General features: G+C 74.7%; 14 protein-coding genes and 1 tRNA gene. 10 read left to right on the top strand and 5 right to left on the bottom strand.

Going from position 1 to position 12,425, the window contains the following annotated elements; genetic code table 11:
* Nucleotides 1–27 precede the first annotated feature (27 nt).
* On the bottom strand, nucleotides 28–687 hold the full coding sequence (locus ACFPK1_RS15130; protein WP_378021753.1) for an FMN-dependent NADH-azoreductase: 660 nt from the start codon (nucleotides 685–687) through the stop codon (nucleotides 28–30).
* A 99-nt stretch (nucleotides 688–786) separates the two neighbouring features.
* On the opposite strand from ACFPK1_RS15130, the gene ACFPK1_RS15135 reads away from it, so the two are divergent.
* From ACFPK1_RS15135 to ACFPK1_RS15155, 5 genes are all read left to right on the top strand, one after another.
* Nucleotides 787–1,275, top strand: a complete 489-nt coding sequence (locus ACFPK1_RS15135) for a MarR family winged helix-turn-helix transcriptional regulator (protein WP_378021754.1) — start codon at nucleotides 787–789, stop codon at nucleotides 1,273–1,275.
* A gap of 133 nt (nucleotides 1,276–1,408) precedes the next feature.
* Nucleotides 1,409–3,346, top strand: coding sequence for a bifunctional MFS transporter/dTMP kinase (locus ACFPK1_RS15140; RefSeq protein ID WP_378021755.1), 1,938 nt, complete (start codon nucleotides 1,409–1,411; stop codon nucleotides 3,344–3,346).
* A 56-nt stretch (nucleotides 3,347–3,402) separates the two neighbouring features.
* Nucleotides 3,403–4,611, top strand: coding sequence for a DNA polymerase III subunit delta' (locus ACFPK1_RS15145; RefSeq protein ID WP_378021756.1), 1,209 nt, complete (start codon nucleotides 3,403–3,405; stop codon nucleotides 4,609–4,611).
* Nucleotides 4,612–4,701: 90 nt separating this feature from the next.
* Complete coding sequence (locus ACFPK1_RS15150) at nucleotides 4,702–5,853, top strand: serine hydrolase (protein WP_378021757.1); 1,152 nt, start codon at nucleotides 4,702–4,704, stop codon at nucleotides 5,851–5,853.
* A 4-nt stretch (nucleotides 5,854–5,857) separates the two neighbouring features.
* On the top strand, nucleotides 5,858–6,331 hold the full coding sequence (locus tag ACFPK1_RS15155; RefSeq protein ID WP_378021758.1) for a helix-turn-helix domain-containing protein: 474 nt from the start codon (nucleotides 5,858–5,860) through the stop codon (nucleotides 6,329–6,331).
* An 83-nt stretch (nucleotides 6,332–6,414) separates the two neighbouring features.
* Here ACFPK1_RS15155 and ACFPK1_RS15160 read toward each other — a convergent pair whose 3' ends face one another.
* Nucleotides 6,415–6,933, bottom strand: coding sequence for a CGNR zinc finger domain-containing protein (locus ACFPK1_RS15160; protein ID WP_378021759.1), 519 nt, complete (start codon nucleotides 6,931–6,933; stop codon nucleotides 6,415–6,417).
* A 103-nt stretch (nucleotides 6,934–7,036) separates the two neighbouring features.
* On the opposite strand from ACFPK1_RS15160, the gene ACFPK1_RS15165 reads away from it, so the two are divergent.
* Both ACFPK1_RS15165 and ACFPK1_RS15170 read left to right on the top strand, forming a co-directional pair.
* Nucleotides 7,037–7,867: an alpha/beta fold hydrolase gene (locus ACFPK1_RS15165; protein ID WP_378021760.1), complete on the top strand. Its 831-nt coding sequence runs from the start codon at nucleotides 7,037–7,039 to the stop codon at nucleotides 7,865–7,867.
* A gap of 109 nt (nucleotides 7,868–7,976) precedes the next feature.
* The gene (locus tag ACFPK1_RS15170) at nucleotides 7,977–8,342 is read left to right on the top strand and encodes a hypothetical protein (RefSeq protein ID WP_378021761.1); all 366 of its coding nucleotides are present in this window, start codon (nucleotides 7,977–7,979) and stop codon (nucleotides 8,340–8,342) included.
* Between the two features lie 7 nt (nucleotides 8,343–8,349).
* Here the strand turns inward: ACFPK1_RS15170 and ACFPK1_RS15175 are convergent, their stop codons facing one another.
* Nucleotides 8,350–9,138: a carbon-nitrogen hydrolase family protein gene (locus tag ACFPK1_RS15175; protein ID WP_378021762.1), complete on the bottom strand. Its 789-nt coding sequence runs from the start codon at nucleotides 9,136–9,138 to the stop codon at nucleotides 8,350–8,352.
* Between the two features lie 20 nt (nucleotides 9,139–9,158).
* Between ACFPK1_RS15175 and ACFPK1_RS15180 the strand changes: the two genes are divergently transcribed.
* Nucleotides 9,159–9,905, top strand: a complete 747-nt coding sequence (locus tag ACFPK1_RS15180) for an arylamine N-acetyltransferase family protein (RefSeq protein ID WP_378021763.1) — start codon at nucleotides 9,159–9,161, stop codon at nucleotides 9,903–9,905.
* 1 nt (nucleotide 9,906) lies between these two features.
* Here ACFPK1_RS15180 and ACFPK1_RS15185 read toward each other — a convergent pair whose 3' ends face one another.
* Both ACFPK1_RS15185 and ACFPK1_RS15190 read right to left on the bottom strand, forming a co-directional pair.
* Complete coding sequence (locus ACFPK1_RS15185) at nucleotides 9,907–10,326, bottom strand: DUF4395 domain-containing protein (RefSeq protein ID WP_378021764.1); 420 nt, start codon at nucleotides 10,324–10,326, stop codon at nucleotides 9,907–9,909.
* A complete protein-coding gene (locus ACFPK1_RS15190) occupies nucleotides 10,323–10,751 on the bottom strand; it encodes a thioredoxin family protein (RefSeq protein ID WP_378021765.1) in 429 nt (142 codons plus the stop codon). Before ACFPK1_RS15190 ends, ACFPK1_RS15185 begins: the two co-directional genes overlap by 4 nt.
* A 93-nt stretch (nucleotides 10,752–10,844) precedes the next feature.
* Between ACFPK1_RS15190 and ACFPK1_RS15195 the strand changes: the two genes are divergently transcribed.
* The gene (locus tag ACFPK1_RS15195) at nucleotides 10,845–11,222 is read left to right on the top strand and encodes a hypothetical protein (protein ID WP_378021929.1); all 378 of its coding nucleotides are present in this window, start codon (nucleotides 10,845–10,847) and stop codon (nucleotides 11,220–11,222) included.
* Between the two features lie 48 nt (nucleotides 11,223–11,270).
* Nucleotides 11,271–11,344 (top strand) — tRNA-Thr (locus tag ACFPK1_RS15200).
* Nucleotides 11,345–12,425: the final 1,081 nt, after the last annotated feature.

A 12,425-nucleotide genomic window follows, 5' to 3' on the forward strand; every position in this document is an offset into this window, starting at 1 on the left:
CGGGTCCCGTCGCCGCCACCGGCGGCCTCACGCCACCCGGGCGGCCCCGGCGGCGCGTGCCATGTGCCGGCCGGCGTCGCCGGCCAGCTCGTGGGCGCGGGCGCGCACCTGGTCGGCCAGCGGGCGCAGCTCGGCCATCGCCGGCACGACGTCGGCCAGGGTCAGCTCGGCCTCGACGAGGGTGACGTCGCCGCCCCACACGTCGGCGAGGATGCGCACGATCCAGGCGGTGGCGTGGTCCCACCCCTCGCGCGGGGTGCCCTCGCCGTAGCCGCCGCCGCGCGCGATCACCAGCGTGACCGGCTTCCCGGCCAGCGGCGAGGTTCCCGGGGCGAAGCGGGGGTCGGTGATGAGCAGGTCGATCCACATCTTGAGCTGCTGCGACACCCCGAAGTTGTAGAGCGGGGTGGCGACGACGAGCGCGTCGGCCTCCTCGACCTCGTCGGCCAGCCGGGCCGCGAGGTCGACGGCGGCGCGCTGCTCGTCGCTGCGCTGGTCCTCGGGCGTGAAGCCCGCGAGCGCGGCGGTGGGCCAGGCGTCGGCCGGCACGGGAGCGGCGCGCAGGTCGCGGCGCACGACGGTGCCGTCGGGGTGCTGGTCGAGGTAGGCCCGCTCGAGCGTGTCGGCGACCTCGCGGCTCACCGAGCCCTCGGTGCGGATGCTGCTGTCGAGACGGAACAGGGTCACGGGATCCTCCGGGAGGAGCAGAACGAGCTGTCTCCAAGATGTTCTGTTGAGCAGACGTTCTTGTCAACAGAAGTGCTCTGCGACCGCTAGTCTGTGGTCATGACCACGCCGCGCGTCGAGGCCGACCTGGGCTGGGCCCTGGGGCGGGTGACGCGCGCGCACATGCGCACCGCGCAGGACGTGGTGTCCGACCTGCCGGGCGGCCCGCGCGGCTACCACGTGCTGGCCGGGCTGGAGGACGGCCCGCCGCGCACGCAGCTCGCCCTGGCCCGCTCGCTGGGCGTCGACCGGACCGTCATGACCTACCTGCTCGACGAGCTCGAGGGGGCCGGCCTCGTCGCGCGCCGCCCCGACCCGGCCGACCGGCGCGCGCGCCAGGTCCTGCTCACCGACACCGGCCGCGCCCGGCTCTGCGAGCTCGAGCGCCGGCTGCGCGAGGCCGAGGACGAGCTGCTCGCCCCGCTCGACCCCGCCGAGCGCGACCAGCTGCGCGCGCTCCTGCAGCGCCTCGCCCTCGGGTCGGACGGCGCGACCGCCTGCCAGGTCGCGGCGGAGATCCGCGAGATGCAGGCCGACGGCACCTGCTGAGCGGCGCCTCACGAAGACGATCGCGCGCGCCACTACCCTGCGGGGACGGTCAGGGCGACGCGAGGGGTGACCGGGGATCGACGAGCAGCCCACGGGTGGCGGTGCGGCGTCCGCGACGCACCGGATCCGCAGCGTGCTCGCGATCCGCCCGTTCCGCAGGCTGTGGGCCGTCACCGCGGTCGCGAGCTTCGGCGACTGGCTCTCGCTGCTCGCCCTCACCGCGCTCGCCACCCAGCTGACCAGCGGCTATCAGGCCCAGAGCTTCGCGCTCGGCGGCGTGGTCGCCACGAAGCTGCTGCCCGCGCTGTTCATGGCGCCGCTGGGCGGGGTGCTCGCCGACAAGTTCGACCGCCGCACGGTGATGGTCACCTGTGACGTCCTCAAGGCCCTGCTGTTCCTGTCGATCCCGCTGGTGGGGTCGCTGTGGTGGCTGTTCGCCGCGACGTTCCTCATCGAGCTGTGCGCGCTGTGCTGGATCCCGGCCAAGGACTCGTCGGTGCCGAACCTGCTCAAGCGCTCCGACCAGGTCGAGACGGCCAACCAGCTCTCCCTGGTGATGACCTACGGCGTGGCGGTCATCAGTGCGGCCGGCGTGTTCGCGCTGATCTCGAAGTCGGGCAACATCGCGGGCTGGCACCCGAGCCCGACCACCACGGTGTACCTCGCGCTCGTCGTCAACGGCCTCGCCGCGCTGCTCACCGCGGCCACCGTGGCCTTCCGCATCCCCGAGATCTCGGGACGCAGCGCCGAGCGGCGCGCGGCCGCCCCGGGCCTGCTGGCGATGCTGCGCGACGGTGCGCAGTTCGTGTCGACGACCCCGCTCGTGCGCGGTCTCGTGGTCGGCATCGTCGGGGCGTTCGCCGCGGGCGGCGCGGTCATCGCGAGCGCCCGGCTCTACGCGGCGAGCCTCGGCGGCGGGGACGCGGCGTACTCGGTGCTGTTCATCGCGCTGTTCACGGGGCTCGCGCTCGGGATGGCGCTGGTGCCGCGGTTCTCCCGGCGCATGCCCCACCACCGGCTCTTCGGCGTGGCCATCGTCGGCGCCGGGACCTCGCTGCTCGCCGTCGCGGTGGCCTGGCACCTCTACCTCGCGCTCGCCACCGTCGTCCTCGTCGGCTTCTTCGCCGGGACGGCGCTGCTCACCGGGCTGACGATCATCGGTGCGCAGGTCGAGGACGCGGTGCGCGGGCGGGTCGTGGCGTTCGTGCAGTCGATCGTGCGGGTCGACCTGCTGGCGTCGATGTCGGTGGTGCCGCTGCTGGTCGGGCTCGTGCAGTCGCGGACGCTGACGCTCTTCGGGCAGACCGCGCAGGTCGACGGCACCCGGTTCGTGCTCTTCGGGGCGGGGCTCGTCGCCGCCGCCGTCGGCGTGCTCGCCTACCACCAGATGGACGACCGGCGGGACCGCACGATCCTCGCCGACGTCAAGCGGGCGCTGCGCCGCAGCCGCCACGGCGAGCCCGGCCTGCTCGTGGCCGTCGAGGGCGCCTCGCGCACCGACACCGCCGAGCAGGCCGAGCGCCTCGTGCGGTGGCTCGGCGAGCAGGGCGCCGACGTCGTGCTCGCCGGGCGCAGCGCGACCGACGCCGCGCGGGTGTCGGCGGCGGTGTCGGCGAGCGGGCTCGACGGGCAGCGCGCCCGGGCGCTGGTCGCCGCGGCCGTGCGGGCCGAGGTGCTCGCGCAGGAGGTGCTGCCGGCGCTGCGTGCGGGGAGGGTCGTCGTCATCGAGGGCTGCCTGGACTCGCCGCTGGCGCGCGTCGGCGACGAGCTCGACGCCGCCGACCTGCAACGTCTCGGCGCCTGGGCAACCGGTGCGGTGCGCCCCGACGTCACCGTCCTGCTCGACCGCGACCCGAGCGTCCACGACCCCGCTCCGACCACCGGCGGGATCGTCGACACCTGGCAGGTCCAGCGGACGCTGACCGAGATGGCCGCGGCCGACCCCGACCGCTACGTCCGCGTCGACGGCGACGGCGACCCCGCCGACGTCGCGGTCCGCGTGCGCGAGCTGCTCGCCCCGCTCGTGGCGCGGGTGATGGCTCCGCCACGTGAGCGATCCGGGTCGTCGTGACGACCCATCTCGCTCACGTGGCGAAGCCGTCGGACCGGTGGGGCATCATCGACGGCGTGAGCGTGTGGTCGCAGGTCGTCGGGCAGCCCGCCGCGGTGGCCGAGCTGCGGGCCGCGGCCGAGCGCGGCGCCCGGGTGCGCTTCTCCGACGAGCTCGACGAGGGCGCGTCCGAGCAGGGCGCCGGCCCCGGGATGACGCACGCCTGGCTGTTCACCGGCCCGCCCGGCTCGGGGCGCTCGGTCGCCGCCCGGGCCTTCGCCGCCGCGCTCCAGTGCCCCCACCAGGGCTGCGGCGAGTGCCCCGCCTGCCACACGGTCATGGCCGGCACCCACGCCGACGTGCGCGAGATCGTGCCCGAGGGCCTCTCGATCAGCGTCAGGGAGGTGCGGACGACCATCGACGTCGCGGCCCGGCGGCCCACCACGGCACGCTGGCAGATCGTCATCGTCGAGGACGCCGACCGGCTCACCGAGCAGGCGTCGAACGCGCTGCTCAAGTCGGTGGAGGAGCCGGCGGAGCGCACGGTGTTCCTGCTGTGCTGCCCCTCGGAGCACCCCGACGACATCTCGGTGACCATCCGCTCGCGCTGCCGCGCGGTCCGCCTGCGCTCGCCCGCGCCCGACGCCATCGCCGCGGTGCTCGTCGAGCGCGACGGCGTCCCGGAGGCCGACGCCACCTGGGCGGCGTCGGTCTGCGGCGGGCACATCGGGCGGGCGCGCCGCCTGGCGCGGGTGCCCGAGGCCCGGGAGGAGCGCGACGCCGTCCTCGCCCTGCCCCGCGCGCTGCGCTCGCCCGCCGACGCCTTCGCCGCCTCCGACGCCATGGTCGGCGCGGCCGAGACCGAGGCCGCCGCCCTCGCCGCGTCCCGCGACGAGGCCGAGCGCGAGGAGCTCGCCGTCTCCCTCGGCGCCGGCGGCACGGGCAAGGGCACCGCGCAGGCCCAGCGCTCGGCGCGCGCGGCGGAGAAGGACCTCGAGAAGAAGCAGAAGTCCCGGCTGACCCGCACCAAGCGCGACGCGCTGGACCGCGCGCTGGTCGACCTCGCCGGCTACTACCGCGACGTCCTCGTGCGCGGCGTCGGCGCATCGGTCACCTCGACCCACCCCGACCGCGCGACCGAGATCGGCAACGCCGCCCGCGACAGCACGCCCGAGTCGTCCCTGCGCCGCCTCGAGGCGATCCTCGCCTGCCGCGACGCCCTGGCCGCGAACGTGAAGCCCGAGATCGCGATCGACGCCCTGGTCACGGCCCTGCGCGCGGGCTGACCGCCGCCGCACCGACCCTCGGTGGTGCGGTGTGCGCCATCCGGGCTAGTGTGTCGTGTGCCGGAATCACGGAAAAGCGGAATCGCGGTGATGGCGCTCGTCGTCGCGCTGCTCGTGCCCGCCGCCTGCTCGTCCGGCGAGGACGCGGGGACCGCGCCGGAGCCGGTGCCCGCCGCGTCCGTGCCCGCGAACCCGCCCCGCCCCGCGGACTGTGCGCCCGCGCCCGCGGCGACCCCGACGACGTCCGACGGGTGGCTGGGCATCATGGCCGCGACGCCGGAGGACGTCGGTCTGGTGGTGGACGACGGCCGGGGCGCGGTCGTCTCGCACGCCCCCGGCGCGCAGATGCCCCTCGCGTCGGCGGTCAAGATCGTGCACGTCGCGGCGTACGGCCGGGCGGTGGCCGAGGGGCGGGTGCGTCCCGACGACCAGGTCCGCGTCGGCGACTGGGAGAACTGGTACCTGGCCGCCGACGCCGGCGCGCACGTCGGCGCGCTGGACGCCCTCGGCATCCCGCGCAACGGCCTGCTGGGTGCCGTCGACCCGGGCCGCACGGTGACGCTGCAGCAGATGGTCGCCGCGATGGTGCAGTTCAGCGACAACGCCGCCGCCGACTACCTGCGCGACCGCCTCGGCGACCCGGCGCTGGTCGACGCGGCCGCCTCCGGCGGCTGGCGCGACCTCGACCTGCCCTCGGAGCTCGGCGCCCAGCTGGCCCTCGTCCGCCCGCAGGAGGCGCCGCCGCTGTCCGCGCCGCGCTCGGTCCGGGGGCCCGCGGAGCTCGCGATGGCGCAGCGCTTCGCGTCCGATCCGGCCTACCGCGAGGATTCCCGTCGCCGCCTCGCCGTGCAGGCCGAGGACATCGAGGCGTACCTCATCGAGAGCGAGCGGTGGGCGCGCTCGACCTCGACGGGCTCGGCGGTGCAGCTCGCCGGGCTGTGGCGCGCGGTGATCAGCGGGACGTTCGGGCCCGGCGCCGACGTCGCCCGCGGTGAGCTGGAGCCCGACGCGCCGCGTCGCGACGGCCAGGTCCGCGCGATCAAGGGCGGGTCGTTCCCGGGCGTCGGCACGATGGCGGTGAGCGTGCGCCGCCCCGACGGCACCATCGGCGTCGGCGTGCTGCTCGGGCGGGGCTTCCGGCCGAGCACCTCGCTGGACGAGGTGGCGCTGGGGCAGCTGCGCCTGCTCGTCGCGGCGGTCGAGGACCCGGCCGCGCGCAGCCGCGTGCTCTGCCTGGCGTGACGCCGTGACGAGCCCCGAGGCCCGCCTCGACGCCCTGGAGGCCCGCGTCGCCGCGCTCGAGGAGCGCGCGGGCGGCCCGCCGCCCGACGACCGCGGCGACGCGACGGGCGAGGTCGGCTACCACGGCAGCGTGCGCCTCCAGGAGGACCATGGTCCGATCACCTGGACGATCGGGTACGACGCCGCCGCCACCCTCGGCCTCGCCGCCGGCCCGGTCGCCGAGGTGCTCGCCGCGCTCGGTCACCCCGTGCGCCTCGCGCTGGTGCGCCGCCTGCTGGCCGGGCCGGCGGGCACGGGCGAGCTGGTCGAGGCCGCCGCGCTCTCCTCGTCCGGCCAGCTCTACCACCACCTGCGCACGCTGACCGCCGCCCGCGTCGTCGAGCAGGACGGCCGCACCTACCGCGTCCCCGACTCCGGCGTCGTGCCCGTGCTCGTCGCCCTCCTGGCGGCCGCCGACCTCGCGGGCGCCCTGCGCTGAGGTCGAGAGCGCACTCGCTCGCGCGACACCCCGGGCTCGCCGCGCGCCGTGGTCCAGCCTGGCGGCCACGCCGGCGTTGGACGTCAGGAAAGCCCCCCGCTCGCCCTGCGCCGCGCCCGGTAGGCCGCGACGTTGGCGCGGTTGCCGCAGAGGTCGGGCATGCAGTAGCGCCGCCGCCCCGGACGGCTGGTGTCGATGAAGACGCCCGAGCACGTGTCCGACGCGCAGTCGCGGAACCGTTCGGGCCCCAGCGCCCGCAGCGCCCCGAGGACGCCGACGCCGCCGATGAGCGCCAGCCGGTCGGCCAGCGTGGCGTCCGCAGCGGGCCGCGCGATCCACTGCAGCCGCCCGCGCTCGTCGGGCTCGAGGCCGACCGAGCCCAGGCCCCGGGCGACCAGCGCGGACGCCGCACGCTCGATGTCGTCCGCGTCCCTCAGGTCGAGGACCGCGCGCAGGCGGTCGCGCAGCTCGTGGACCGCGTCGACGTCGTCCTCGCCCGACAGCCCGTGCTCGCCCGCGAACACGGCCAGCGCGGCGCCGTCCGGCAGCTGGTCCTCGCCGTGCCACACCCCCGGCGCCGTGTTGACGAGCTCCGTCGCCATCCCGGCTGCCGCCACGTAATCGTCAAAGACTGCTTGCATCCCTTACCGGCTCCTCGGTAGAGTAAGGCCCAATCCGAGAGTTTAACCCTGTCGAGGAGGGCCCGTGACCACCGATCTCGCGACCTGGGCGCTGCGCGACCGCGTGGCCCTGCCCACCGGCACCATCGCCGTCGACGTCCTCGGCGCCGACCGGCCCGGTGTCCCCGTCGTGCTCACGCACGGCACGCCGTCCTGGTCCTACCTCTGGCGCCGCGTGGCGCCGGCGCTCGCGCAGCAGCGTCCGGTCCACCTGTGGGATCTCCCCACCTACGGCGACTCCACCGGCGAGCACCCCTCCGTCGACGGGCACGCCCGGACGCTCGCCGCGCTCGTCGAGCACTGGGGGCTCGACGCGCCCGTGCTCATCGGTCACGACATCGGTGCCGCGACCACGCTGCGGGCCCACCTGGTGTACGCCGCTCCCGCTCGGGCGCTCGTCCTCGCCGACGCCGCCGTGCTATCGCCGTGGGTCACCGGGGCGACCCAGCACGTCCGGGAGCACCTCGACACCTACCGGGCGATGCCCCACCACCTCTTCACGGCGATGATCACGGCGCATCTCCGGACCACCGTGGCCGGCGCCCTCGCCGACGACGCGGAGTGGGCCTATCTCTCCCGCTACGCCGGCCCGGAGGGGCAGCAGCGCTACCTCGACCAGGTCGCCGGCTTTACCGAGGACCACACCCGCGACGTCGTCGCCCGCCTCGGCGAGATCACCGTGCCGAGCCACGTCGTCTGGGGTGCCGAGGACGCATGGATCCCTCGAGCAGCGGGTACCACATTGCGCAACGCGTTGCCAGGGGCGCAACTCCACATCGTCCCGGGCGCCGGGCACTTCCTTCCCGAGGAGGCGTCCGACACCTTGATCGATCTTCTCTCCCGCATCCTGCCCTGAGGTGCGGGACATCACACGACACCGAAGTCCGCCCCGTGCGTCTATAGGACGTACGACGAACAGCGTCGCCGGACCGTCCCGTCCGAGGCGCACGATCTTGGAGCTCACGATGACCACCCGCGCCGCCGGTACCACTCCGGCCGCGACCGCCCTGCCCGTTCCCGCCCCCCGAGTGACCCCCGACGCCGAACGCGTCCTCGTCGTGGCCGCCCGGCCCGACGCCGATGGTCTGGCCGCCGCGCAGGTCTATGCCGACCGCGTCGGAGGCGAAGCCACCCACGCCGGCGCCAAGGGACTCGACGCCGCCGTGCGCGAGGCGTCGAAGGTCCTCGTGCTCGATCCCGGTGCCGTGCGCGCGCGGATGACCCGCGACCGCGCCTTCACGGCGACGGCCGACCCCGCCGCGCGCCGCGAGCTGCTCACCCGCCTCGCGCCCTACCAGGACCGCGTGAGCTGGCTGAGCCGCCCGGCCTAGGGGATCGCTAGAGGCGGCGGTTCGCGAGGACCGGCAGGGTCTTGCGGACCTCGGGGATCTGCTCGGGGTCGACATCGACCACGAGCAGCCCCGGTTCCGCGCCGAGCTCGTCGATCGTGACGCCGAACGGAGACGCCGCGAGGCTGTGGCCGACACCGCGCGGAGCCCTGCCCGGATCGATGCCGCGGGTCGTCGGGTCGGCCTGGTCGGCGGCGAGCACGAAGGTCGTCGCGTCGAGCGCGCGGGCGCGGACCATGAGCTGCCACTGCTCGACCTTGCCCGGCCCGGCGCCCCAGCTCGCCGGCAGCAGCGTCACGGTGGCGCCCTGGTCGGCGAGGGCCCGGAAGAGCTCCGGGTAGCGGATGTCGTAGCAGGTCGCGAGCCCGAGGGTCGTGCCGTCGACGGTCACCGTGGTCGGCTTGGTCCCCGGGGCGACGGTGTCGGACTCGCGGAACCCGAACGCGTCGTACAGGTGAATCTTGTCGTAGGCCGTGTCGACGCCGCGGCCGGTGGCGAGCAGCGTGTTGGTGATCCGGCCGTCCGGGGTCGGGGTGAACATGCCCGCGACGACGAGCACGTCGTGGCGCTCGGCGATGCGCCGCACCTCGTTCGCCCACGGCCCGTCCACCGGCTCGGCGATCGGCGTCAGCGACACCCCGAACCGGCACATCGTCGCCTCGGGGAACGCGACGACCGTCGCGCCCTGCTGGGCGGCGAGGGCGGCGTGGTCGGCGACGATCTCCAGGTTGGCCGACGGGTCGTCGGTGCCGAGAATCTGGGCCAGAGCGACGCGCATGCACCGTGTATACCGTGTGTGTGGACGCGACGGCCTACCTGGCGCGGATCGGCGCTGCCGCCGACGACCCGCTGGCCGCGCTGATGGCGCGCCATCTCGAGACCGTGCCGTTCGAGAACCTCTCGGTGCACCAGCGCGACCGGGTGCCGCTCGAGGACCCCGCGCTGGTCGAGAAGATCGTCGACCGTCGCCGCGGCGGCTTCTGCTACGAGCTCAACGGCGCGTTCGCCTGGCTGCTCGGCGCGCTCGGGTGGGATGTGCGGTGCTGCTCGGCGCGGGTCGCGACCGACGACGGGCTCAGCTTCCCCGGCGACCACATGGCGCTCGTCGTCGGCGGCAGCACCCTCGTCGACGTGGGCTTCGGGCGCTTCGCCGTGGGGCCGCTCGACCTGGACTCCCGCGACGAGCAGCCTGACCGCGCCGGCGTCTTCACCGTCCGCGACGCCCCCGACGGCGAGCTCGACATCGTCTGGCACGGCGGGACGCAGTACCGCCTCGACCCTCGGGCGCGGTCCCTCGCCGACTTCGTCCCGATGGCGTGGTGGCACCGGACCTCGCCGACGTCCCCGTTCACCCACGCCCTGCTCGCGTCCCGCCTGACGCCCACCGCCCGCGTCACGCTGTCCGGCGACCTGTTCATCGAGACCCCGGACGACGGCGAGCGCACCGAGAAGAAGCTGTCGGTCGACGAGCAGCTCGCGACCTACCGCGACGTCTTCGGCATCGTCCTCGACGCCGTCCCGCCGGCGCTCTGTCCGCCGGACTGAGTCAGCGCGCGGCGCGCACCCGCGCCATCAGGCCGTACATCTCGCAGCCGAGGCAGAAGCCGAACGCCGCGTTGAGGAACGCCGCGGCGAGGGCCGTCGCGGTCGCGACGACACCGAGCACGGTCGCGCCGCTCAGGTAGCCGACGGCGGCGACGACGGTGAACACCAGCCCGACCGCCTGCGAGAACCGCACCGGCGCGGCGTCCTCCCGCTCGCTCGGCGGGCCGAGGCGCGGCGCGAGCAGGGCCCGGTAGAGCGCGCCGTAGGGCGACCAGCGCATCCCCGCGACGACCGGGATCGCGAACACCGCCGCCTGCAGCGCGGCGAGCACGCCGCTGCCGGTCAGCAGGACCACGGCCAGGACGACCGTGGTGACGGCGGCGGCGAAGCGCACCCCGCGGGGGTCGAGCTGCTCTGTCAACAGGACTCCTCGAGGGGCAGGGCGGCGACGAGGTCGGCCCGGCGCGGCACGCCGCCGACGCGCAGGAGCTCGGTGCCGGCGCGGTCGAACGCGACGGTGGTCGGGGTGCGCAGGACCTGCAGGGCCTTCGCGACGTCAGGCCGGTCGGCGACGTCGATCTCGACGTGGCGCAGGTCGGGGTGCTCGGCGGCGAGGGCCTCGAGCTGGTCGCGGGTCCGCGCGCACGGCGTGCAGATCGGCGACGAGAGCTGGAGCAGGAGCACCCGGTCGTCCGGCTCCGGCGAGATCCACGCGAGGTCCCACCCGTGGGCCGCGGTCCCGACGGTCCGGACACGCCCGTTCCGGCGCTGCAGGACGAGCCCGACGGCGGTGGCGACGACGAGGACGCCGACGAGCACGGCCGCGCCGACCAGGCTGATCTCCACGACAGCCGCAACCCGTTCGGTGGGCGTGGTTGTTCCCGCTGCTATACCGAGGTCGTGGCGGTGGCGACGGCGGCGACCTTCGTGTGGCTCGGCATGGTGCTGGCGATCTCGTTCCTCGAGGCGCCGCTGAAGTTCCGCGCGCCGGGTGTCACGACGGTGATCGGCCTCGGCATCGGCCGGCTGGTGTTCCGGGCGCTCAACGTCGCCGAGCTCGTGCTCGCGGTGGTCACGATCGTGGGTGTCGTACTCGCGGGTGTCCCGGCCGCGCCGACGGTGCTCGTCGCCGTCCTCGTGGTGCTGCTGATCGTGCAGCTGGCCGTCGTGCGCCCGGTGCTCAACCGCCGCTCCGACCGCGTCCTCGCGGGCGAGGACCCGCCCCGCTCCCGCGCGCACCTGGCCTACATCGCCCTCGAAGGCGCCAAGGTCGTCGCGCTCGTGTGGCTCGGCGTCCTGCTGCTCGTCGCGGCGTAGACCCGCCCGACCATCCCGCGGGAGCCCTGCCCTAGACTTGGTGCTACTGCCGCCTTAGCTCAGATGGCCAGAGCAACGCACTCGTAATGCGTAGGTCTCGGGTTCGAATCCCGAAGGCGGCTCCGCAGGTCAGGGCCGGACCGGAACGCTCCGGACCGGCCTTCCCTTACTTGGTGTCGAGGAATCACGGTCGCGCTCGCTTCCTCGTCCGTCGAGTCGAGGAACCATGGTCGCCCGCCGAGGTGACGTGCTGGATCAGCCGGCCGGCGTGCCAAGGTCGCCGGGGTGGTGAAACGGAGCGCGAGGAGAAGGCTCTCGTGGCTGCTCCTCGTCGAGCACCCGACGCCAGCGCGGCCGCAGACGGCGCTCGCCGGCCAGGCGCGGGTCGAGTGATCCCCGGCGAGCTCGCGCAGGCCGTGCGTGCCGTCGCGCTCGACCAGCTGCTCGACCGCGAACCGGATCGTCGGCGACCAGGGCGGGAAGCCGAGCGCGATCGGCGTCGAGCTCGGCGGCGGTGACCACGGGTCGGGGCCGCCGTACGTCCTGCGACCGACAGTAGTCGGAGCTTTTGGCGCGGAACGCCTCACGCTAGGCCGTCTGGTGAACGCTCGACGGCGCATCTGGTCAACACGCCACGAGACGTGGTGACGTACGCCCGATGTGACGGCAAGGGTCGCCTATCCGAGGATGCGCCGACGGGGCGACCCGAAGTTCGAGGGGGAGTCAAGTGATGACACGTAGCCGTGCTCTGGGCTCGACGATCGCGATGGGGGCCCTGGTCCTCGCCTCGTTCGGGGTGTTCGCCGGGGTCGCCAACGCCGCGTCCGCCCCGCCCGGGAACTTCGGAGCCTGCGTGGCACGTGGTGGGACAGATCCCACGACGACAACCGAGGGACCCTTCAATGACCGCTCCTCCGAGAGGTCGGGCAGGACCACTGGTGCGTTGAACGGGGCTGTTCAGAGCAACGGCAACAGCCGTTTCAGCGGAAGCCAATCGTGCGACACGTGAAGGCTTCCGCGTCGTGTTCCGCCGCCCTCGACGCGGTCGTGGCGTCCTTCTACATCCGGTGAGCGCGAGGGCGTCGCCGCGCTCAGGGTCGACGGGGCGGCCTACCTGGCCACCACCGCCCAGCCACGGCATCGATCTCACCACCGGGCTGGTTGACCTCACTTCTCGGCGTGGCGGCGCGAACGCGACCTTGT

This window comes from Actinomycetospora rhizophila (assembly GCF_042657905.1).
In the GTDB taxonomy this organism is placed as follows: Bacteria; Actinomycetota; Actinomycetes; order Mycobacteriales; family Pseudonocardiaceae; genus Actinomycetospora; species Actinomycetospora rhizophila.